Here is a 734-nt window from a genome sequence, read left to right as displayed (position 1 = left end):
GACCTACCCTGCTTAAAATTATTACTATAATGCTTGTGTACATCGTAATTAAACTAGAGTTTAACCTCTTCTTATTATGATAATAAGTAATAAGGTAAAAGGAAGTTACACCTAACCCATCCCAGCCTAGAAAAATACAAGAGATGGAAAAGGAAAATTGTGTATTTCGGTAGCATAATAATGCAATGAGTTTAGATTTCATTTATGCCTATAAGGCCCGGAATTTATAAGGAGTGATATAAATCATGTACATAAATGTTACCATCAAGCCTCCTACAAAAAAAATCAAAACCATGAAATTTAATCAGTTATTAGAAGAATTGAAATTTATAAATAAATTTCTTGTAATAATTATGCCGAAGAACCCAACTAAGGAGTAAAATAATCTTTTAGAAAGGATAAAAAAAAAAGCACAGAAGGAAAAAAAAAAAAAAATTAGAATGAATGACTTACGATCAAACAGTAACATTGTAATAGCCCCGGCTAAAACTGGAAGGGAAAGTAAAAGAAGAACAGCTGTAAACATAACTGCTCAGGAAAACAACCTTCTTAATTCCAATTTTTCTTTAAAAACCCAGAGGTTAAAAAATGTGGTAATAAAGTTAATAGCCCCTAAAATAGAGCTTGCCCCGGCTAAATGTAAAGAAAAAATTGCCAAATCCACACCCTCATTAGGATGTGCTAGGACCTGGGAGAGAGGGGGGTATACTGTTCAGCCAGTTCCAACACCCGGC

Annotated in this window: 1 protein-coding gene; it reads left to right on the top strand. The window is 33.1% G+C overall.

The features are described from left to right. Positions 1-440: 440 nt before the first annotated feature. On the top strand, positions 441-734 hold a 294-nt coding region (locus tag HPO96_RS37425; RefSeq protein ID WP_171679235.1), incomplete at its 3' end, for a hypothetical protein.

Source organism: Kribbella sandramycini (assembly GCF_013131805.1).
Classification (GTDB): domain Bacteria; phylum Actinomycetota; class Actinomycetes; order Propionibacteriales; family Kribbellaceae; genus Kribbella; species Kribbella sandramycini.
Note: the sequence above shows the minus strand (reverse complement) of the source record. Positions and strands in the feature narration are given on the sequence as shown.